This window comes from Brevibacterium casei CIP 102111, from assembly GCF_900169275.1.
GTDB lineage: Bacteria > Actinomycetota > Actinomycetes > Actinomycetales > Brevibacteriaceae > Brevibacterium > Brevibacterium casei.
In genome coordinates this window covers 359,325-378,676 of the sequence record NZ_FXZC01000002.1, presented here as the reverse complement: position 1 = coordinate 378,676, position 19,352 = coordinate 359,325, and the positions used below count along the sequence as shown (strand labels likewise).

General features: G+C 69.0%; 18 protein-coding genes. 6 read left to right on the top strand and 12 right to left on the bottom strand.

Features of this window, described 5'->3' with window-relative positions:
* Positions 1-88: 88 nt before the first annotated feature.
* The 8 genes from metX to BC102111_RS05315 form a co-directional block, all read right to left on the bottom strand.
* Positions 89-1,123 carry a homoserine O-acetyltransferase MetX gene (gene metX, locus BC102111_RS05350; protein WP_009375871.1) on the bottom strand — a complete coding sequence of 345 codons (1,035 nt, stop codon included), beginning with the start codon at positions 1,121-1,123 and terminating at the stop codon, positions 89-91.
* 1 nt (position 1,124) lies between these two features.
* A complete protein-coding gene (locus tag BC102111_RS05345) occupies positions 1,125-2,447 on the bottom strand; it encodes a bifunctional o-acetylhomoserine/o-acetylserine sulfhydrylase (RefSeq protein ID WP_009375873.1) in 1,323 nt (440 codons plus the stop codon).
* A 125-nt stretch (positions 2,448-2,572) separates the two neighbouring features.
* A complete protein-coding gene (locus BC102111_RS05340) occupies positions 2,573-5,911 on the bottom strand; it encodes an error-prone DNA polymerase (protein ID WP_101623748.1) in 3,339 nt (1,112 codons plus the stop codon).
* On the bottom strand, positions 5,911-7,554 hold the full coding sequence (locus BC102111_RS05335) for a DNA polymerase Y family protein (protein WP_009375877.1): 1,644 nt from the start codon (positions 7,552-7,554) through the stop codon (positions 5,911-5,913). The genes BC102111_RS05340 and BC102111_RS05335 overlap by 1 nt, the downstream gene beginning before the upstream one ends.
* Positions 7,544-8,203: a DnaE2-dependent mutagenesis accessory factor ImuA' gene (gene imuA' / locus BC102111_RS05330; protein WP_009375879.1), complete on the bottom strand. Its 660-nt coding sequence runs from the start codon at positions 8,201-8,203 to the stop codon at positions 7,544-7,546. The genes BC102111_RS05335 and imuA' overlap by 11 nt, the downstream gene beginning before the upstream one ends.
* Positions 8,204-8,242: 39 nt before the next feature.
* Positions 8,243-10,027 carry an HNH endonuclease signature motif containing protein gene (locus tag BC102111_RS05325; protein WP_009375881.1) on the bottom strand — a complete coding sequence of 595 codons (1,785 nt, stop codon included), beginning with the start codon at positions 10,025-10,027 and terminating at the stop codon, positions 8,243-8,245.
* Positions 10,028-10,263: 236 nt separating this feature from the next.
* Positions 10,264-11,193: a cation diffusion facilitator family transporter gene (locus BC102111_RS05320; protein WP_040341026.1), complete on the bottom strand. Its 930-nt coding sequence runs from the start codon at positions 11,191-11,193 to the stop codon at positions 10,264-10,266.
* A 141-nt stretch (positions 11,194-11,334) separates the two neighbouring features.
* Complete coding sequence (locus tag BC102111_RS05315) at positions 11,335-12,315, bottom strand: SDR family NAD(P)-dependent oxidoreductase (protein ID WP_040341027.1); 981 nt, start codon at positions 12,313-12,315, stop codon at positions 11,335-11,337.
* 54 nt (positions 12,316-12,369) lie between these two features.
* Between BC102111_RS05315 and BC102111_RS05310 the strand changes: the two genes are divergently transcribed.
* Genes BC102111_RS05310 through BC102111_RS05295 form a run of 4 tightly spaced genes read left to right on the top strand, consistent with a single transcriptional unit; the run spans position 12,370 to position 14,866 of the window.
* Positions 12,370-12,798, top strand: coding sequence for a MerR family transcriptional regulator (locus BC102111_RS05310; protein ID WP_009375887.1), 429 nt, complete (start codon positions 12,370-12,372; stop codon positions 12,796-12,798).
* A gap of 9 nt (positions 12,799-12,807) precedes the next feature.
* On the top strand, positions 12,808-13,494 hold the full coding sequence (locus tag BC102111_RS05305) for a class I SAM-dependent methyltransferase (RefSeq protein WP_009375889.1): 687 nt from the start codon (positions 12,808-12,810) through the stop codon (positions 13,492-13,494).
* A gap of 47 nt (positions 13,495-13,541) precedes the next feature.
* Positions 13,542-14,006: a tRNA (cytidine(34)-2'-O)-methyltransferase gene (locus BC102111_RS05300; protein ID WP_063250289.1), complete on the top strand. Its 465-nt coding sequence runs from the start codon at positions 13,542-13,544 to the stop codon at positions 14,004-14,006.
* Between the two features lie 35 nt (positions 14,007-14,041).
* Positions 14,042-14,866, top strand: coding sequence for a PfkB family carbohydrate kinase (locus BC102111_RS05295; protein WP_009375891.1), 825 nt, complete (start codon positions 14,042-14,044; stop codon positions 14,864-14,866).
* 102 nt (positions 14,867-14,968) lie between these two features.
* Here the strand turns inward: BC102111_RS05295 and BC102111_RS05290 are convergent, their stop codons facing one another.
* Positions 14,969-15,223, bottom strand: a complete 255-nt coding sequence (locus BC102111_RS05290) for a type B 50S ribosomal protein L31 (RefSeq protein ID WP_009375892.1) — start codon at positions 15,221-15,223, stop codon at positions 14,969-14,971.
* 197 nt (positions 15,224-15,420) lie between these two features.
* On the opposite strand from BC102111_RS05290, the gene BC102111_RS05285 reads away from it, so the two are divergent.
* Complete coding sequence (locus BC102111_RS05285; RefSeq protein WP_009375893.1) at positions 15,421-15,984, top strand: YbaK/EbsC family protein; 564 nt, start codon at positions 15,421-15,423, stop codon at positions 15,982-15,984.
* Positions 15,985-16,032: 48 nt separating this feature from the next.
* On the opposite strand, the gene BC102111_RS05280 is transcribed toward BC102111_RS05285, so the two are convergent.
* Entirely contained in the window at positions 16,033-16,839 is an 807-nt protein-coding gene (locus BC102111_RS05280; RefSeq protein ID WP_009375896.1) for a phosphatase, read from the bottom strand.
* A 258-nt stretch (positions 16,840-17,097) separates the two neighbouring features.
* Here BC102111_RS05280 and BC102111_RS05275 point away from each other — a divergent pair, with 258 nt between their 5' ends.
* Positions 17,098-17,616 (top strand): hypothetical protein, encoded by a 519-nt coding sequence (locus BC102111_RS05275; protein WP_141236324.1) that lies wholly within the window; start codon positions 17,098-17,100, stop codon positions 17,614-17,616.
* Between the two features lie 3 nt (positions 17,617-17,619).
* Here the strand turns inward: BC102111_RS05275 and BC102111_RS05270 are convergent, their stop codons facing one another.
* The gene (locus tag BC102111_RS05270; protein ID WP_009375900.1) at positions 17,620-18,519 is read right to left on the bottom strand and encodes a TrmH family RNA methyltransferase; all 900 of its coding nucleotides are present in this window, start codon (positions 18,517-18,519) and stop codon (positions 17,620-17,622) included.
* The gene (locus tag BC102111_RS05265) at positions 18,516-19,328 is read right to left on the bottom strand and encodes a sulfite exporter TauE/SafE family protein (RefSeq protein ID WP_009375901.1); all 813 of its coding nucleotides are present in this window, start codon (positions 19,326-19,328) and stop codon (positions 18,516-18,518) included. The genes BC102111_RS05270 and BC102111_RS05265 overlap by 4 nt, the downstream gene beginning before the upstream one ends.
* Positions 19,329-19,352: the final 24 nt, after the last annotated feature.

Here is a 19,352-nt window from a genome sequence, read left to right as displayed (position 1 = left end):
CGGACGCACCCGGACCCCGGGCTTGGCCCGTCCCGCTGAGTCCGCCCACACTGAGCCCGCCGCACAGCGCTTCTGCGCCGCGGCGGGCTCAGCTGGTGAGGAAGTCCCGCAGCGCCGCGGAGACGGCGACCGCCTCGGTGAGGAACCCATCGTGACCGACCGCCGAGTCGATGGTCCGATGCTCGACCCTTCCGGGCAGGTTGGCGGCGAGCTGCGCGACCTGACTCGGCGGGAAGAGCCGATCGGAGGAGACGGAGATGACGAGGCTGTCGGTGCAGGCCTCGGCCAGGGCCGTCCGGAGGTCGGCGGAGCGTCCGGTGCGCACATCGTGGTCGCGCAGGGCTCGGGTGAGCAGGATGTAGCTGTGGGGGTCGAAGCGAGCGGTGAGCTTCTTCGCCTGATGGTCGAGGTAGGAGGTGACCTCGTAGTAGTCCGCCGACCGCAGCCGGCGGGAGAAGCGGTCGTTGAGGTCGGCGTCGTTGCGATAGGTGAGATGGGCGATCTGCCGGGCGAGTCCGAGACCGGCGGCCGGGAAGCGCCCGATCGCCTGGTAGTCGCCCGAACAGTAGTCGGGATCGAGCTCGATCGCCCGCTCCTGCATCATCGCCCACGCGATCTGGTCGGCGTCGACGAAGGCCGGGGCGGCGATGATCGCGCACTTCGCGGTCTTGCGCCGATCGAGGAGACCGAACTCGAGGGCCCTGGCCCCTCCCATCGAGCCCCCGATGACGGCGTGCCAGGTCTCGATGCCGAGGATCTGGGTGAGGTTGTGCTCGAGGCGGGCCATGTCCCTGATCGTCACCGTGGGGAACCTCGACCCGTAGGGCAGGCCGTCGGAGAAGGGCGACTGCGGGCCCGTCGTGCCCGAACAGCCGCCGAGGGCATTCGCGCAGACGACGAAGTACTCATCCGTGTCGACGGCCTGACCGGGGCCGACGACCCCGGACCACCAGTCGGTGGCCCGGGTGTCGCCGGTGAGCGCATGCTCGATGAGGATCGCGTTCGACCGGTCGGCGTTGAGCGTGCCGAAGGTCTCATAGGCGATCTCGACGGTGCCGAACGTGTGCCCGGAGTCGGTGGTGAAGCCGAGGATCCGCTCGACGGAGGTGCTGCGAATGGTCATCTCAGGCGGCGGTGGACTGCGTCGCCGCGGCCGCGGCGAAGCCGGCGTCGAGGTCGGCGATGATGTCGTCGATGCCCTCGAGGCCCACGGACAGGCGCACAAGCGCGGGGTTGACCCCGGCCGCGGCCTGCACGGCCTCGTCGAGCTGCGAATGGGTCGTCGAGGCCGGATGGATGACGAGCGAGCGGACATCGCCGATGTTGGCCACGAGGGAATGGAGCTCGAGGGCGTCGACGAAGGCGACCGCGGCATCGAAGCCGCCGGCGATGTCGAAGGCGAGGACCGAGCCCACACCCTGGGGCAGGTAGGTCTGTGCGCGCTCGTGCCAAGGGCTCGACTCGAGGCCGGCGTAGGCGACGCGGGTGACCTGGTCGTGTCCCTCGAGGTAGGCGGCGACCTTCTCGGCGTTGGCGACGTGGCGTTCGATGCGCAGGCTCAGCGTCTCCAGGCCCTGGGCGATGAGGAAGGCGTTGAACGGGCTGATCGCCGGACCGAGGTCGCGCAGCAGCTGGACGCGCAGCTTGAGCCCGTAGGAGACGTTCGCCCCGAACGGCGAGTCCGCTCCCAGGTCGCGGGCGTAGACGAGCCCGTTGTAGGAGGCGTCCGGGGTGGTGAAGCCGGGGAACCGGTCCGGATGGGCACCGTAGTCGAAGGTGCCGCCGTCGACGACGACCCCGGCGATCGAGGTGCCGTGCCCGCCGAGGTACTTCGTCGCCGAATGGACGACGACGTCGGCGCCGTGCTCGATGGGCCGCACGAGGTACGGGGTGGCGAGCGTGTTGTCGACGACGAGGGGGACGCCTGCGGTGTGGGCGATGTCGGCGACCGCGGTGATGTCGAGGATGTCGGAGCGGGGGTTGGAGACGACCTCGGCGAAGAAGAGCTTCGTGTTCTCCTGCACCGCGTCCTGCCACGCGTCGAGGTCGTCGACGTCGACGAAGGTGGTCTCGATGCCGAGCCTGCGCAGGGTGACGTCGAGGAGGTTGTACGTGCCGCCGTAGAGGCTCTTCGAAGCCACGACGTGGTCGCCTGATTCGGCGATGTTGGCGATGGCGAGGAACTCCGCGGACTGTCCCGAGGCGGTGAGGACGGCGTGGACGCCGCCTTCGAGATCGGCGATGCGGTTCTCGACGACCTCGGTCGTCGGGTTGGTGATGCGGGTGTAGATCGGTCCGAGCTCAGCGAGGGCGAACCGGTTCTTCGCCTGGTCGTTGTCGGCGAAGACGTACGAGGTGGTCTGGTGGATGGGCAGGGCGCGCGCGCCCGTCGCAGGGTCGGGGACCTGTCCGGCGTGGATCTGGCGGGTTTCGAATGACTGGGCCATGGCTTCTCCTTCGCAGCGGGTGGTGATCCCACTCTCACCCGCTCCCGGCGCTCGCCTCGGCGAACTCGTCATGAACCCGTCACCGACCGTCATGTTTCGTCACGGTCACCTGGCTCCCCTCCCGGTCACCGGAAGTTGCGGGCCTTCGTCGGCAGCTGCACCTCGAGGGGGACGAGCTTGTGCGCGTAGAGGCTGACGACGTCTCCCCCGCGCTGGATGAGGCCGGTGACGACGAGGGCGTTGCGGGTCGTCGCCACGGACCGGAACCGCTTCATCAACCCCGCTGTGGCGACGACGTTGAGCATCCCGAACTCGTCCTCGAGATTGATGAACGTGATCCCCGAGGCGGTCGCCGGCCGCTGCCGGTGGGTGACGAGGGCGGCGACGGTGAGCCGCTTGCCGTCGGGGGCCGCCGCCGCATCGGCCGTCGAGGCGTAGCCGCGCTCGGTCAGGGCCTGCCGGAGGATCTCGGTGGGGTAGCCGTCGACGGTGATCCCCGTGGAGAAGAGCTCGGCGAGGGTCGTCTCGAACGCGTCCATCGTCGGCAGCGCGGGAGCCTGGGAGACCGTCCCCGTGCCCGGCAGCACTCCCGGGTGGGCGCCGGCGACTCCCCCGGCCAGCCACAGCGCCTGCCTGCGGTCGAGGTCGAAGCCGGCCAGGGCGCCGGCGGTCGCGAGCGATTCGAGGGCCTGCTTGCCGATCCCGGTGCGTTCGGCGAGGTCGGCCACCGAGGCGAAGGGAGCGTTCGCGCGTTCGGCGACGATCACCTCGGCGAAGGAGCCGACGTGGGAGACCTCGGTGAGCCCGAGACGGATCCCCAGCTCCCCCGTCTCGGTGCGCTCCAAGTCGCTGCCGGAGTTCGAACGCGCGACGTCGACGGGCAGGATCGGCACGCCGTGCCGGCGGGCATCGGCGATGAGCGACTGCGGGGAGTAGAAGCCCATCGGCTGGGCGCGCAGGAGACCGGCGGTGAACGCCGCATGGTGATGGAACTTGAACCACGCCGACTGGTAGACGAGGTTGGCGAAGCTGATCGCATGCGATTCGGGGAACCCGTAGTTGGCGAACGCGGCGATGGTCGAGAAGATCGCCTCCGCGGTCTCGGCTTCGACCCCCTTGGCCCGGGCGCCGGTGCGGAACTTCTCCGCGAGTTCGGCCATCCTCCTCTCCGAACGGCGTGAGCCCATCGCCTGCCGCAGCCGGTCGGCATCGGCTCCGGTGAAGCCGCCGACGTCGATGGCCATCTGCATGAGCTGCTCCTGGAACAGCGGCACCCCGCACGTCTTCTCCAGGGACTTCTCGAGCAGCGGGTGGAGGTATTCGATCGGGTCGAGGCCCTGCCGCCTGCGGATGTAGGGGTGGACGGATCCACCCTGGATGGGCCCGGGACGGATGAGCGCGACCTGGACGGCGAGGTCGTAGAAGTTCTCGGGTCTCAGCCGCGGCAGGGTCGCGAGCTGGGCGCGGGACTCGACCTGGAAGACGCCGACGGCGTCGGCGCGGCGCAGCATCGCGTAGACCTCCTCGTCCTCGTCGTCGATGAGCGCCCGGTCGATGCGCTCTCCGGTGTGCCGGGCGACGAGGTCGACCATCTCGTGGAGGGCGGTGAGCATGCCCAGGCCGAGGAGGTCGAACTTGACGAGGTCCATCGCCGCGCAGTCGTCCTTGTCCCATTGGACGACGGTGCGGTGGTCCATCGTCGCGTGCTCGATGGGCACGACCTCCCCGATGGGACGGTCGGCGAGGATCATCCCACCCGAGTGGATGCCGAGGTGGCGGGGTGAGCCGAGCAGGTCGCCTGCGACGTCGAGGACCTGGGCGGGCACCGGGGACTCGTCGGCCTCGGGCAGGGTCGACCAGCGGTTGCTCGACTTCGAGAACGCGTCCTGCTGGCCGGGGGCGAAGCCGAGGCTGAAGGCGGAGTCCCGGATCGCCGACTTCGCCCGGTAGGTGATGACGTTGGCGACCTGGGCCGCCCGGTCCCGCCCGAAGTGGTCGTAGACGTACTGGATGACCTCTTCGCGCCTGCCCGATTCGATGTCGATGTCGATGTCGGGATACCCCTTGCGGTCCGGGGAGAGGAACCGGTCGAAGAGGAGGTTGTGCTTGACGGCGTCGACGGCGGTGATGTCGAGGACGTAGCAGACCGCGGAGTTCGCCGCCGAACCCCGGCCCTGGCAGAAGATCGACTCCCGGTGGCAGAAGCTCGTGATGTCGTGGACGATGAGGAAGTACCCGCAGAAGCCGAGCCGGGCGATCATGTCCATCTCCTTCTCGAGCTGCTCCCAGGCCCGGGGGTGCTGGGCGCGGGTGCCGTAGCGGCGCAGACCGCAGTCGGTGACGAGTTCGCGCAGGTACTCCTCGGCCTCCCGGTCATCGGGCATCGGAGCGCGCGGCAGGTCGGGACGCGCGGTCTCGAGGGTGAAGGCGCAGTCCGTGCCGATCCGCGCCGCGGTCTCAAGCGACTCGGCGGGGAAGCGTGCGGCCATCTCCTCCCCTGAGTGGATGCGGTGCTCCGCGGTCGTCGGCAGCCAGCCGGCGAGGTCGTCGAGGGGACGCCGGGAGCGGATGGAGGCGCGCACCTGTGCCGAACGCCAGTGCGCCCGGGTCGCGAAGTGGACGTTGCTGCTCGCCATCGTCGGCAGGCCCGTCCGAGATGCCAGTTCGCCGAGGTGGCGCAGCCTCTCGTCGTCGTCCGGGGTGCCGTCGCGGCTGAGTTCGACGGCGAGGGAGTCGGCGCCGAAGAGTCCGATGAGCCGGCGCAGGGCGCTCAGGCCGCCGTCGGGGTCGCTCAGCGCCCGGCGCAGCGGTCCCTTGCGGCAGCCGGTGAGGATCATCCAGTCCGCACTCCTGGCCCCGAGGTCCTCGAGGTCGAAGACGGGACGGTTCTTCTCCCCGCGCAGGTTGGCCTCGGTGATCGCGGCCGAGAGGCTGCGGTAGCCCTCGACCCCGCGGGCGAGGACGAGCAGGTGGGTCGCCTCGGGGTCGGTCTGTCCGGGGATCTTCTCGGTCAGGCCGAGGGAGAGTTCGGCGCCGAAGACGGTGGGCAGCCCCACCGAGGCTGCGGCATGGGCGAAGCGGACGGCACCGTAGAGGCCGTTGTGGTCGGTCAGGGCCATCGCGCTCAGGCCGGCGGCGGCCCCGGCGGTCACGAGGTCCTCAGGGTCGGAGGCCCCGTCGAGGAAGCTGAACTGGGAGTGCACATGCAGCTCCGCCCACGGGCGGGTGCGCGAGGGCAGGAGGATCGGACCGGGGGTGCCGCTGCCGAGGGACCCCGGGTAGCGGGAGATGGAGTCGGGGCCGCGCGGGCCCACGGAGACCGGATAGCGGTCGGGGCGGGAGAACGCCGGGGCGTCGGAGCCGTCGGCGTGCTTGTCGACCGGGCGGGGGTTCGAACCCGCCGACGTGCCCTCGAGGCGGCGGGCGAGCTCCGACCACGGGGTGCGCGGATTGTTGAATCCCATCAGCGGTACTCCCCCGTGAGGTACCACTGGCCGGACTCCTTGCTCAGCAGCAGCGCACGACCGGACTCGGTGACGACCTGCAGACGGGTCCGGTACGTCGCCCGCTGGGGATCCCACCACCCGGATTCGATGGGCCACGATCCGGAGAAGTCGACGATCGCCTCGGTGGTGCCGGTGGGGAACCGGATCGCGCGGGGAGGCTGCGCGAGCCCGGACGGACGGGCGTCGACCGGTCCTCCCCCGGCTGAGAACACGTCGACGGCGACATGGTCGACGGTGGTGGGCCGGGGTGCCCCGAGGGAACCCGGCCACGGCGCCTGCGGGTTGCGGGTCGGGCACGCCGTCTGCTGCCAGGGGGTCCAGAGGTTCGTCTCCGCCGGATCCCACCCGCCCTGGAGTCCGGGCACGAGCACGGAGTCAGGTCCGAAGAGTCCCTGCAGACGCTCGAGGGTGTGCGTGATCTGCCCGGTGTTCTCATCGAAGAGGCTGCGCGTCGCCCCGATCGGGGTCGTCAGCTCGGCGGCGGTGAGGCCGAGCGCGGTGATCCCCTCCTCGGAGAAGTCCTCGGGATCCGGGCCCGGGTCGTCCGCGTCTTCCCCGGTGCTCCCGCGTCCGACGGCACTGCCGCCGCCGGCGGTGCTGCCGACCCCACCGCGTCCGGGATTCCCGCGTCCGACGCTGGCCAGCCACCCCTCGGCCTGCCAGCGCAGGCGGTCGGCGATGGCGTTCTCGCTCATGTCCTCGATCCGCCAGGTCCGGCTCGAGGACTGTCCACCGGCGGCGAGGAGGTCGATCGTCACCTGCGTGCACACGAGTCCGCTGCCGCGGACGCGGCCGAGCAGGTCGGCGGCGAGCTGTCGGGCGAGGAAGCCGAGTGTGTCGCTGCGGGTCGTCGGGGTCTCCAGTGCGCTCTCGACGCACAGGTCCTCGGTCCGGGTGTGGTCGCGCAGCGGTGCTTCGTCCCGTCCCGAGGCGAGGTCGTGCGCGCGCCGTCCCTGCGGGCCGAACCGGGAGAGTACGTCGACCGCGTCGAGTGCTGCGAGCGCCCCCAGAGTGCGCAGCCCAAGGTGGGTGAAGACGTCGATGAGCTCCGCCCAGTCCCCGTCCGCTGACTCGAGGGCGGTGATCGGCTGGGCGGCGAGGAACTCGACGGTCTCCCCCGGTTCGATCCGGCTCGCCTGGGAGGCGGCGATGCGGGCGGCGAAGACAGTGTCGGCGATGCCGGGGAAGAACTCCCAGCCGGTCGCCGGCACGAGGGCGGAGACGAGGGCTTCGACGGCGGCGGCCTCATCGGGGTAGCCGTGCCGGAGCGCATCGAGGGGAATCGCCAGGGTTCCCGGGCTCAGCAGTGTGAAGCGGGCGACGAGGTCCTCGAGCGCGCCCACCCCGGCGGAGAAGTGACGGTTGTCGACGTCTTCGTCCCACGGAAGGACCCGGGCCTCAGGGCAGCGGTATCCCGCGGCCCGCTTGTTGTTGCCGATGGCGATGCCTGCGGCCCGGGCCGGGGCGTTGGCGGCGATGACCCGGCCCGCGTGGAGGACGGCGACCGGGGTGCCCGGGCTGAGTTCGTGCTCGACGGCAGCGGCGACCGCCGGCCAGTCGGGAACGGTGAGGACGAGGGTGCGCGTGGGATCAGCCGACACTGCGGATCACCGGCCTCTCCGTCTCCGACACCTCGGCGGGGGTTCCGTCGGGACCGGGCAGGAGGAAGCGGTGGACGCCGGTCTGCGAGCGGGCTTCGACGAGGCACGAGCGCAGCCGTCCGCGACCGTGATCGGTGCCCGACCAGCGCAGACCGGTGATCTCGATCTGCTCGGTGCTGCCCGACAGCGGGCTGAGGCTGATGACGCTCATCTTCCTCTCGCGCACCTTCGCGAGCAGTCGGGCACGCTCCCCCGGGCTCGGGAGGTAGGCAGGGTCGATGAGGAGGATGTCGAAGGACTCGATGAGGATCGAGGCCACCCGCAGCCAGTCCTGAGGCGGGGTCGCAAGGTTGACGAAGTGGCCGAGGTCGATGCCGAGGTCGGCGATCGAGGACACTGCGGGCTCACCGAGGCCGATCCCGGCGCACCACTTCTGCTCCTGGGTCGACGCGGCGATCGCTGCCAGAGCACAGGTCAGCGACTGTCCGCCGGTGAAGGAGACGATCTCTCCACGCGGCAGGCCACCACGCCGGAACATCGGCGCGAGCACAGGATGCACGGGTCGAGGCGGATGGCCGTCGAACAGGGACGTTGCCGTGGAGATCCCCATCTCCCGGCTGAGCTGTTCGATGAGTGGTGCTGCGGACATGACATCTATTATCGAACTGGTGTTCGAAATAGGCAAGATTCAGGCGACCTTTTCGTTCGCTCGGGCGTGTCGCGCTTCCGCTTCGAACATCCATGCCAGACAATTGCCCAGGTCAAAACCGTAGCCCCCGCCGAGGGTGCTCGGATCGGCATTCTCGGTCGCCTTCTCAACCGCCTCGACGACCTCGCCGAGCCGCGCGGTATCGAAGACCCGGTGGAAGGGGTCCTCCTCCTCGCACGCGAAGAGCTGGTGCCCGTCGGGGAGGAGGAACGCGAACGCCGGCGCCCCTTCGAGCGCTCCCGAGAACGAGGCTGTCGTCCGCACGATCCTCAGGCCGTGCTCATGGACGGCGATGTGGTGGGAGCGGCAGAGCAGGATGAGGTTGTCGAGATCGGTCGCCCCGCCCTGCGACCACGGCCGGATGTGGTGGGCCTCGCAGCCTCTCCGGGCGAGGCAGCCGGGGAACTGGCAGCCGACGTCGCGCGCGCTCAGCGCCATCCGCTGCCGTCTGCTCGCGAGCCGCTTCGATCGGCCGAGCCTGAGCACATCGCCTGACTCGTCCTTGATGATCCCGCTGACAAGTGCTTCGCAGGCCAGACGCTGGGCCGTGGCGGCGGTGATGCCGCCGAACCCGTCGATCCGACACGTCTCGTCGGCACGGCCGGGGTCGTCAGCATCCGGATCGAACCCTTCCGACGTCCCCGCGGGGACGTCGTCGTCATCCGGCGTCCCCGCGGGGACGCTGTCAGGACAGTCGGACTCGGACGCGAGGAGGGCGGCACCGGAGCGGACGAGCACCTCGGCGGAGGTGTGGACGAGCATGCGCGCCCGATCGAGGTCGACGGCACCCGAGGGCTGCGCGTGCGGGAAAGCGCGGACGATCTCCATGAGGCACGCGGTCTGCGGGATCCGCTCGCGACGCCGGGGCGCACCGCCGCCATCAGCGGCCTCGTCCGCGCGGCGCTGCGCCTCGGCGTCTCTGCGCTCGATGATGCGCCGGGCGGCCGCGAGCATCGTGACGATCTCGGCCGCATCGTCTTCGGGAAGGTCGATGACGATGCGGGTCCGACCGGGGCCGGCCGTGCAGATGAGAACGTCGTCCTGCGGCAGGCACCGCGGAAGCTCACCTGACTCCTCGGCAGCGCTGAGCTTCCGATAGTTGCGTGAGACGACGCTGACCTGCGCGCCGGTGCCGACCTTCGCCAGGCGCGCGGCATCCTCATCGGGGATCCGGTCGACGAGGCGGGAGACCTCCCGCACCTTCGAGTAGCTGAGGTCTCCCTCGCTCAGACCCTTCTTGACGCGCGGCATCCTGCGCAGGGCGTACATCACCCTGACATACTCCCGTGCGGTGTGGGCGCTCACCGAGGCGATGTGCATGACCCAGCCGGGCAGGCTCTTCACCCCCACCCACTGCGCCCAAAGGTCTCTGCGCTCGGCCTCGTCGATGAGGGCGATGATCCGCGCCTGGCAGTGGGCGACGCAGGCGATGTTGGCCTGGATGTCGGAGACGATCTCACTGCCTGTGAGCGCATGGAGGCCGTCGTTGGACTCCGCGGGATCGGCGTCGTCGGCGACCGGTCGCGGATCGAAGGGGTTGATGACGGGCTTGCCCGGCGACGTCGATCCGCCGAATACGGTAGATACGGAATCTACGGGTTGATACGGTTCACTGCGCTTCCGACCGCGGCCTCCCTCGGGATACCCCGCACCGACTCCCCCGCCTCCCTTCCACCCCGTCCGGCCTGCATTCGGCTCTGTCGTCGACGCTGCTGTCGACTCCGCCGTCGACACCGTCTGAACCAATCCGATCGCCTCGTCCATGTCGGCACCTTCCCCTCGGCCGCTGCGGTTCATTCGCCCCCATGGCGGTCGAACCATGCATCCACGGTAGAGGTCGGCACTGACATAGAAAGCCCGATCACGGAGAGATCAGCGCACTCGAAGGAGACACTTCTTCGATTCATCTTCGTTTGTGCAGGTGAGGAGACGCGGAGTCCCCGCGGGTACGCTTTCGCATCGCGGTCGCACGTCCCCGCAGGGACGCGCCAGCCGCAGTCTTACGGCGAAACGGCCGGAGCGTCCTTCGTGGTGAAGGACACGGTGATCCACGCATGGGGATCGTCCCCGCCGAGGCGGCCTTCGACGGTGTCGCGGATGCGGTCCCAGTCCTCAAGTGCCCGCGGCGGCAGGCCCTTGGGCACGTAGAAGACGATCTCGACCGTTCGGGACCGTCCCTGTGCCGCGGCATAGACCCGGTAGTCGTCGAATCCTTCGGCGGCACTGACGTCCTCAGCGACCGCCTCGGCGTCCTTCCGCAGTCCTGGAGGGGTGACGAGCGAGACTTCGGACAGTGCCTTGCGCAGCGTCGAGAAGGGAACGGGGATGAGGACGAGGGCGACGACGGTGAGGACGGCCGGGTCGACGTAGGGCATGAACCATTCCGCCTCGGTGCCGTCGATGATCATGCCGATGACGAAGGCGATGAGCAGGGCGCCGGTGACTCCGCCGGCCATGATCCAGCCTTTGACGTCCATGGCGACGAACTCCGAGCCGATGCGCCGGTTCGCCCGGTGTTCGAGGACACCCATGACCACGGTGATGACGACGACGACCGCGGCGTAGACGACGGCGGGGCCGAAGTCGACCTCCCGTCCCCCGCTCAGCAGCGCCGAGACCGCCTGGAAGAGCGCGTACGCGGCCACCCCCATCATGAGCACGGAATTGACGAGGAGGACGATCGGCTCGAAGTGCCAGAAGCCCATCGTGAACGCGTTCTGGGTACGCACCGAGAGCCGATTCGCCACGGACCGGGAGATGAGGCCTGCGACGGTGAGGGAGACGACGGACATCACCGCGTCCATGAGTGAGAACACCCCGTCGAAGAGGATCGCGAACGACCCCGAGACGAGACCGAACCCGATGCCGAGCACGGAGACGAGGAGGATCGCTGCGAGGGAGACCTTGAGTGCCTGCTGTTCGGTGCGCATGTGACGGTTGGGTCCCTTCACCTCGGCGGATGTCCTCGAACCATCCTATCGATCTCGCCGAGGCGCTCGCCCGGTCCCACACATCACGACGCGTCCCCGCGGGGACGCATCAGGGGATCTGACGTCCCCGTCAAGACGCGTTCAGCGCGCACCGGTGCCGAAAGCATCGACTCCGGTCAGTCTCGCCGACTCACGCCACAGACGTTCCGCGGCGTGAGCATCGAGTGCGTACTCGCGCACTCCGCCGTCCTCGATCGGCGAGCCGGGGGCAGCCACAGGCGCGACATCGCAGTCTTCGCAGTAGAGCCCTCCACGGCCCTCGAGCGCGGGTGACGTCGCCGCCCACAACCCGGTTGCAGCTCCTTGCGCGGCAGATTTGAATCCCGCGCCGATGACCGTGCCGTTCTCATCGATCCATCCGCGTTCGACCTGCTCAGCACGCGTCATGTCCCTCTGCAGGCCGGTGATGATCGAACCCGGATGCAGGGAGAACGCCCGGACACCACTCGTGCGACCGAGAGCATCGAGGTGGACGGCGGTGAGCACGTTCGCGGTCTTCGCCTGACCGTAGGCGAGCCACTTGTCGTAGCCGGTCCCAAAGTACATGTCGTCCCACCGGATGTCAGAGAGGTGATGGCCGACCGAGGAATAGGTGACGACGCGCGCGTCATCGGCGTCTGCCAGAAGGGGAAAGAGACGGTTGATGAGCGCGAAATGCCCCAGGTGGTTGATCGCGAACTGGCTTTCCCAGCCCGGGCCCACCCGTCGTTCCGGCGACGCCATCACTCCGGCTGCCGTGATGAGCAGCTCCAGCCGCTCGGTCTCGGCGGCCACCCGTTCGGCGGCGCTCCGGACGCTGTCGAGGTCGGCCAGGTCCATGGGGATCACCGTCACACCACTCAGAGCGCCGACAGCCGATAGGGCTGCGTCCATACGCCGTGCAGGGACGATCACGCGGGCGCCCGCCCTGGCCAGCGACCGTGTCGTCTCCAAACCGAGACCGGAATAGCCACCGGTGACCACCGCAGTCGTTCCGCCCATATCGATACCGTCAAGCACCTCGTCGGCGGTGGAGGAGGCGCCGAATTCCACTCCGATCGGAGTCTGTTCACTGTGAGTCATGCCACGACACTACGAGCTAGAGTGAACTCGAAGTCAAGGGATGGGAGCACGACGATGAGTGACCACGGCGAAGCGACGACGTACACGATCGGCGACGTGGCCGAGCAAACGGGAATGAGTGTGCACGCCCTGCGGTACTACGAGCGGATGGATCTTCTCATCGCCCCCGTCGACAGGTCGCCGAGCGGTCGACGCATCTACACCGCTGCCGACCTCGAATGGCTGCAGGTCTGTGTCCGCCTCCGCGAATCCGGCATGCCACTGACCGAACTCCAGCGCTTCGCCTCCCTGGTCCGCCAGGGACCGGGCAACGAACACGACCGTCTCCGGATCCTCAACGACCACCGCGAACGAGTCGACGCTCAGATCCGCGCGCTCGAGGAGTGCCGAGAGGTCATTGAGTGGAAGACGAACGTCTACGCCGCGCATGTTGCCGACGGTTCTTCGGCCGGATCGTGGGACAGAGAGCCGGGCACCGTCTAGGCTCATCCCATGAGCACCGCCGACTACGAGACCCCGACCCGCGACTCCTACGATGCGATCGCGCAGGCCTACACCGATTGGGTCTCCGCCGAACTCACCGCCAAACCCCACGACCGCGCCGTCCTCGGCGCCTTCGCCGAGCTCGTCCTCGCCACCGGACACACCGAGGCGATCGACCTCGGGTGCGGCCCCGGCCGGATCACGGCCTTCCTCACCGGCCTCGGCCTCGACGCGACCGGGCTCGACCTCTCCCCGGAGATGATCGCCCAAGCCTCCCAGCTCTACTCCGACCTCAGCTTCACCACCGGATCGATGACGTGCCTGCCCTACCCGGAGAACAGCTTCTCCGGAGCACTCGCGTGGTATTCACTCATCCACATCCCCGATGACCGTCTCGACCGGGTCATCGCCGAGGCGGCGCGGGTCCTGCGCCCCGGCGGGTACTTCCAGCTGGCGTTCCAGCTCGGCGACTCGGTCGACCACTTCTCCGACCTCGCCGGCTACGACGTCGACCTCGACTTCCACCGCCGCAGCATCGACGACGTCGTCGCTGTCCTCACCGCCCACGGGTTCTCACTCGTCACCCGGATGGAGCGCGAACCCGACACAGCCGGCCGCTACCCGGAATCGACCCCGCAGGGGTACGTGCTCGTGCGCCTTGAGACGAGCGACCGCCTCGGCGAGGATCACTACTGACACACGAGGACGGAGTCGACCCGAACGGATGAGATGATGGTCGACATATGAGCATCGACATCGTCTTCCACACCCCGGAGATCCCCGGCAACACCGGCAACGCGATCCGGCTCGCCGCCGTCACCGGCGCGCACCTCCACGTCGTCGAACCCCTCGGCTTCGACCTCACGGACGCGAAGCTGCGTCGCGCCGGACTCGACTACCACGACCTCGCCCACGTCACCGTCCACCCGGACCTCGATCACCTGTGGCAGACCCTGGGTCAACGTCGGGTCATCGCGTTCACGACGCACACGACCGACTCCTTCGCCGAGGTTGCCTACGAGGACGGGGATGTCCTCCTCTTCGGGCAGGAGTCGACGGGTCTGCCCGCCGAGGTCGTCGACGACGACCATGTCGACCTGCGGGTGCGGATCCCGATGCTGCCTGGCCGCCGCTCGCTCAACCTCGCGAACTCGGCGTCGATCGCGATCTACGAGGCATGGCGCCAGCACGGATACGCGGGCGCGTAGACTTCTCGCGAGAAGTCTCCCGTGAAAGGACCACCATGACCGCCAAGCTGCTCACGATCGCCGGTTCCGACGTCTCCGGCGGTGCCGGACTCGAAGCCGACCTGAAGATGTTCGAGGAGTACGGTGCCTTCGGCACCGCCGTCGTCACCTGCATCGTCACCTTCGACCCCGACAACGAGTTCGGTCACGCGATCGACTTCATCGAGCCCGAGGTCGTCAACCGTCAGCTCGGCTCGGCGCTCGCCATCCACGAATTCGACGCGATCAAGTCGGGCATGCTCGGCTCCGTCGAGTCCGCCCTCGTCCTCGCCGAGGACCTCAAGTCCAACGAGCTCCCCTACGTCTTCGACCCCGTCCTCGTGTGCAAGGGCTCAGGGTCGATGGTCGACCTCAAGGACCTCTTCGTCGACAACCTCGTGCCTCTGGCCACGGTCATCACCCCGAACCTCGAAGAGGCGGCCGTCCTCGCAGGTCTCGAGCCCATCGACTCGGTCGAGGGCATGATCGAAGCCGCGAGGATCATCCACGGTCAGGGCGCGAAGAACGTCGTCGTCAAGGGCGGTGCGCGCCTGGCCGGTGAGGACGCGATCGACATCCTCTTCGACGGTGAGACGGTGACGACGCTGCGCTCGCGCAAGGTCAACGACAAGCTCGTCAACGGCGCAGGATGCTCGTTCGCCTCGTCGATCGCCGCCGGCATCGCCACGGGCCTGTCGATCACCGACGCCGTGGTCAAGGCGAAGGAGACCGTGGCGCATGGGATCGCTGCGAGCCTGGACAACGCCACCGGCGTCTCGTCCCTGTTCCACCCCGCCGCCCGGACGTCTCCGTCCGCCGAGGTGGTCGTCACTCTCAGCTGATCCACGCGTCCCCGCGGGGACGCCTGGCAACACACAACCGCCCCGCACACCTTTCGGTGTGCGGGGCGGTTGTCAGAGCTGTGCGGTCGGGACCGCGGGTGATCAGCGCTTGCCGAAGCCCTTGTAGCGGTCCTTGAACTTCTCGACGCGACCGGCGGAGTCGAGGATGCGCTGCTTGCCCGTGTAGAACGGGTGCGAGGCGCTCGAGATCTCGACATCGATGACGGGGTAGGTGTTGCCGTCTTCCCATTCGATGGTCTTGTCGCTCTTCGCAGTCGAGCGAGTGAGGAACTTGGTTCCGGAGGCGAGGTCGTTGAACACGATCGGCGCGTATTCCGGGTGGATGTCCTTCTTCATATTCTTACCTTTGCTGAATCCGCTCAGGCGCCTGGTATGGGTCCGACCCATCTGCCAGTGCCCGAATTCGTCTGCTGAAAACGCTTCACGCCGTAGGAACCGGACGCGAACCGACAGTCCAGTCTAACCGACGCGGGCGCGCAAAGCGATTCGAGACCCGGCCCTCCGACGCACCGGTGTCTCCTAGACTGCTGTCCATGACCACTGGTTCGACCACGCGGGCGCGTCTGAGCGCCCAGTTCGATGTCCGTCCCGCCGCCTCCGCGCCCGAGCTCATGGCCGCCTCCACCGCCGCGGCCCTGCCCACCGTCACGGGTGAGGTCGAGGTCTTCGCGATCGATCCGGAGATCGCCGACACCGCGGCACTCCTCGAAGCCACGGGCCTGGGGCCGCAGACCTCGGCGAACTGCGTCCTCGTCGCCGGTGCCCGCAGCGGTGAGGAGCGGATCGCCGCCTGCCTCGTCCTCGCCGATACGCGGGCCGACGTCAACAAGCGGGTGAAGAAGCTCCTCGACGTCCGCAAGGCCTCGTTCCTGCCGATGGACCGCGCGGTCGGCGAGTCGGGCATGGAGTACGGCGGCATCGGTCCGATCGGTCTGCCGGAGGACTACCGCATCCTCATCGACTCCCGCGTCGCCGCAGCCGATGATCTCATCATCGGCTCCGGCATCCGCGGGTCGAAGCTGCTGCTCTCGGGGCCCACGCTCGCGTCCCTGCCCGGCGCCGAGGTCATCGACGGTCTCGCCGTCGAGATCGGCTGAGACGCCCCGGCTCACCCGAGGCAGCCTCGCCTCAGCCCGCACCGGGTCTCAGCGCGCGGAGGCCGCAGTTTCCCGGCTGGGCGCACTGTCGAGCCCGGCCTGCTCGAGGACGAACTCGATGAGCGGTCCGTAGAGGTAGGGGTTGACGTCGTCATCGAGGGGCACGGTCGTCTCGATCGCGCCCTGGTCCTCGGCGACGAAGAGCGCCGGATCGTTGCAGTCGGCGTAGCCGACGGTCCGCAGTCCCCGCGCCGAGGCGGCACCAGCCCACCCGTGATCGGCGACGATGAGGTCGGGGCGGGGTTCACCGCGACGGTCGAAGTCATCGAGGAGGGCGTGCATCGGCTCGGCGAGGTGGGTGTGCGGGGTGCCCCCGTGGAGGTGCCACAGCCACACCCGGTTGAGTTCGCGGCAGTCCCCGCCGATCCCGGGCACGGAGACCTGCCCCACCTGGCGGACGATGCGGGCACCGTGGGCTTCGGCCGCCTCGGCGATGGCCATATGGACCGGAAGGAGGCCTGCGGGGTGTCCGGTCGCGAAGAGGATGGTCCCTCCGGCCCGGGCGACATCGCCGATGGCGCCGGCGAGCCGGGCGAGGGCGTCGATGCAGGCCTTGGTGGAGATCGTGTCGACACCCGAGGTGAACGCAGGGTCGGGGCGGAGTCCGGCACGGTCGACCATGAGGGCGAAGACGGAGTCGTAGTCCCACTCGCGGGTGAGTTCGACGCCGAAGTCGAACTGCCTCTCCCCGGCGAGGAAGCGGCGGATGTGCTCGAGGTTGTTCTCCCTCGGTGTCGCCACCTCCCCCGTGATGCGTCCGGTCTCCAGGGCCTGGGCAAGTGTCGTGCGGTCCACTGATCTCCTCATTCGGGGCGGCTGTGCTGCCACAGCGCCGGTCTCTCCGCCATCGCCGGTGCGGTCCCGGCGACGGCTCCCCACCACTGTATACAGTCCTGGGTCTGCGCCCTCCCCCACACTGCCTGAGCGCGGCGGCGGCTGACGAGTGTTCGCACCCTGTTCACGCACCCGTCATTCCCGCCTCCGCCGTTTCGGCACTCGGCTGGGAGGATGTGAGGTCTCCCCATCGACGACGAGCGAGCGTACGCTGGGGACATGAGCTCAACGATGCGCCTCATCACCGATCCTGCGGCCTGGATCGAGCGTGCCTTCGCCGATCCCGATGAGGACGTCATTCTCGCCAGTCCGCACGTCGTCCACGCGTTCAGTCAGCGCATCGCCGAGGCGGCCGCCGGATCCGCGCGGACGTGGGCGGTGGTGACGACGATCGATCCCGTCGCCGTCGTCCGCGGGAGTCTCTCGATCGACGGCCTCCAGCTCCTCCTCGATGCCGACGTCCAGCTCCAGCACGTCGACCGGCTGCGTACCCACTGTCTCTTCGTCGGTCGGCGGGCGCTCCTCGGATCGGCGAACCTCGGCAGAGCCGACGAGAGAGCGGTCTACCTCGACGGTGAGGAAGCTGCGGCCGAGAACTTAGCATCGCCGATGGAGCTCGCCGTCGAACTCACCGAGGATGAGCTCGCCGAGGCGTGGGCGCAGATCTCCCGGCGTCGCTCCGTCGTCGTCGACGCCCAGGACCTCGACTGGCTGCGGGCTCAGGTCCGGGAAGCCTGAGGCTCACGCCCCCTGGAGGGCGAAGCACGTGACCGCCGAGGCGGCGGCGACGTTGAGGGAGTCGACTCCCCCGCTCATCGGGATCATCACCGTCGAATCGCTCGCCGCGATCGTGCCCCGCGCAAGTCCGTCTCCTTCGGTGCCGAAGACGACGGCAGTGCGCGCAGGCGCCGCGGCCGCGAACTCCTGGATCGAGACCGAGTCCTCGTCGAGGGCGAGGGCCGCGACGTGGAAGCCGAGCTGCCGCAGGGTCTCGACCCCGCCGGGCCACGGGTCGATCCTCGTCCACGGCACCTGGAACACCGTGCCCATCGACACCCGGATCGCCCGCCGGTAGAGCGGATCGGCACACCGCGGGGTGACGAGCACGGCGTCGACGCCGAACGCGGCGGCCGACCGGAAGATCGCCCCCACGTTCGTGTGATCGACGACGTCCTCGATGACGACGACGCGCTTCGCCTCGGCGAGGAGATCGGTGACGAGCGGCAGCGAGGGCCGGTGCATCGCGGCCAGCGCCCCGCGGTGGAGGTGGAAGCCGGTGAGCGCCTCGACGGCGGCATCAGAGCCGATGTGGATGGGTGCGTCGTTCGTCGCGATGAGGTCGGCTAAGTCGAAGAGCCATTTCGGGCTCGTCAGATACGACCGCGGGGTCATCCCGGCGGCATGCGCCCGGCGGATGATCTTCGAGGACTCGGCGATGAAGAGCCCCTCCGCGGGTTCGCGGACGCTGCGCAGGGCGACGTCGGTGAGCGATGTGTAGTCGGCGAGCACGCCCCCGCTCGCAGTCGCCTCGGCGAGGTCATCGGGTTCGAAGAAGCGGAGGCGATCGGCTGCGATGCCGAGCTCGACGGCGCGGGCGATGATCTGCTCACGGGTGAGCGGGGCTTTGGCGGGGGTATTCACAGGGTGAGGATCCTCACGATCGCGACGAGGCCGAGGACGACGATGACGGCGCGCAGCAGTCCGGGTGAGAACTTCCGGCCGATCCGCGCGCCGAGGTAGCCGCCGATGAGCGAGCCGACGGCGACACAGACCACCGCGGTCCAGTTGATCCGGTCGTGGCCGACGATGATGTACGTCGTCGCCGAGACCGTGTTGACGACGAGGACGAGGACGTTCTTCAGCCCGTTGAGCCGCTGCAGGTCGTCGGAGAGGACAAGGCCGAGGAGCGCAACGAGGATGATCCCCTGCGCCGCGGCGAAGTAGCCTCCGTAGATCGCGGTGAGGAAGATGATGACGAACGCGAGCACGGTCTTCCCGGCAGACAACCCGCCTCCCTCCTCGGCGGAGACTCCGTCGTCGTGGCCACCCTCGTGCCGGCGCAGCGCCCGCCGTTTGAGGTAGCGGGAGAGGGAGGGCTGGCCGACGACCATGAGGAGCGCGAGGACGAGAAGGATGGGGACGATCGTCTCGAACGCATCCTCGGGCAGGTGGAGGAGCAGGTAGGCGCCGATGAGGGAGCCCGCCAGGGAGGCGGGGATGAACCCGGCGAACCGCTTCCACTGGCCCCGCAGCTCCTCCCGGTACCCGAAGGACGAGGCGATGTTGCCGGGGACGAGGCCCACGGCGTTGCTCATCGTCGCCACCACCGGCGGCACCCCGAAGGCGACGAGCACGGGGAAGGTGATGAGGGTGCCCGATCCGACGACGGCGTTGATCCCGCCGGCCCCCACCCCGGCTGCGACGATGAGGGCGATCTGCCAGAGTTCCATGGCCTCCATGCGCTGCGGCCGGAC

Coding starts and splice junctions, on each gene's coding strand:
- metX (WP_009375871.1), bottom strand. CDS start 1,123: ATGACCATTCGCAGCACCTCCGTCGAGCGGATCCTCGGCTTCACCACC.
- BC102111_RS05345 (WP_009375873.1), bottom strand. CDS start 2,447: ATGGCCCAGTCATTCGAAACCCGCCAGATCCACGCCGGACAGGTCCCC.
- BC102111_RS05340 (WP_101623748.1), bottom strand. CDS start 5,911: ATGGGATTCAACAATCCGCGCACCCCGTGGTCGGAGCTCGCCCGCCGC.
- imuA' (WP_009375879.1), bottom strand. CDS start 8,203: ATGTCCGCAGCACCACTCATCGAACAGCTCAGCCGGGAGATGGGGATC.
- BC102111_RS05325 (WP_009375881.1), bottom strand. CDS start 10,027: ATGGACGAGGCGATCGGATTGGTTCAGACGGTGTCGACGGCGGAGTCG.
- BC102111_RS05320 (WP_040341026.1), bottom strand. CDS start 11,193: ATGCGCACCGAACAGCAGGCACTCAAGGTCTCCCTCGCAGCGATCCTC.
- BC102111_RS05315 (WP_040341027.1), bottom strand. CDS start 12,315: ATGACTCACAGTGAACAGACTCCGATCGGAGTGGAATTCGGCGCCTCC.
- BC102111_RS05310 (WP_009375887.1), top strand. CDS start 12,370: ATGAGTGACCACGGCGAAGCGACGACGTACACGATCGGCGACGTGGCC.
- BC102111_RS05305 (WP_009375889.1), top strand. CDS start 12,808: ATGAGCACCGCCGACTACGAGACCCCGACCCGCGACTCCTACGATGCG.
- BC102111_RS05300 (WP_063250289.1), top strand. CDS start 13,542: ATGAGCATCGACATCGTCTTCCACACCCCGGAGATCCCCGGCAACACC.
- BC102111_RS05295 (WP_009375891.1), top strand. CDS start 14,042: ATGACCGCCAAGCTGCTCACGATCGCCGGTTCCGACGTCTCCGGCGGT.
- BC102111_RS05290 (WP_009375892.1), bottom strand. CDS start 15,223: ATGAAGAAGGACATCCACCCGGAATACGCGCCGATCGTGTTCAACGAC.
- BC102111_RS05285 (WP_009375893.1), top strand. CDS start 15,421: ATGACCACTGGTTCGACCACGCGGGCGCGTCTGAGCGCCCAGTTCGAT.
- BC102111_RS05275 (WP_141236324.1), top strand. CDS start 17,098: ATGAGCTCAACGATGCGCCTCATCACCGATCCTGCGGCCTGGATCGAG.
- BC102111_RS05265 (WP_009375901.1), bottom strand. CDS start 19,328: ATGGAACTCTGGCAGATCGCCCTCATCGTCGCAGCCGGGGTGGGGGCC.